At 47.7% G+C, this 484-nt stretch carries 1 protein-coding gene and 1 pseudogene; both read right to left on the bottom strand.

All coding sequences use genetic code 11. The features are described from left to right. Positions 1 to 313 (bottom strand): annotated as a pseudogene (locus tag A3751_RS02400) (SAM-dependent methyltransferase); the annotation flags it as partial. Next, positions 306 to 464 carry a DUF1365 family protein gene (locus tag A3751_RS21685; RefSeq protein WP_255376064.1) on the bottom strand — a complete coding sequence of 53 codons (159 nt, stop codon included), beginning with the start codon at positions 462 to 464 and terminating at the stop codon, positions 306 to 308. The gene A3751_RS21685 and the pseudogene A3751_RS02400, both read right to left, overlap by 8 nt. Positions 465 to 484: the final 20 nt, after the last annotated feature.

Raw genomic sequence — 484 nt, 5'->3', positions numbered from 1 at the left:
CGTCCATGTTGCGGACCATTAAACGCATCAACGCCGCTAAATCGGGACTCGTCCAATCACCCGTCATGTAACTTTCCGCTGCACCGATGCTTCCACCCGTCAAAATATCTACGTAGCAGGCACGATCAACAATATTCAACTCACCATAAATATCGCTGCCCTCGTTCGAGCCAAATACGTGCCTAACTCCACCATCAATAATGACAAGCTGGCCATACTCTAGACTCTCGAGTTGTTTAAAAACGGCTTTTTTGGCCAAGCTCTGAAAACTGGAACCCTGGCTTGTTGGAAGAGTGGTTGTTTGACTATTCATAGTGTGTTCCTGCTTTCTCATTCGCTAAGTTTGTATCAGCGCTGGATAAGGATGGATGATCATAAAACGGGCTACGCTTGAGCCACAATTTCAAGGCCTGCCAGTAAATGCCGAAGACGACTTTCAGGGTCATAAACGGCTGTTTGAGGATGACGGATGCAGCCGCGGCAA

The sequence above is a fragment of the Oleiphilus sp. HI0080 genome, assembly GCF_001635135.1.
The sequence above is the reverse complement of the archived record's forward strand: the minus strand, read 5'-3'. Positions and strand labels throughout refer to the sequence as shown.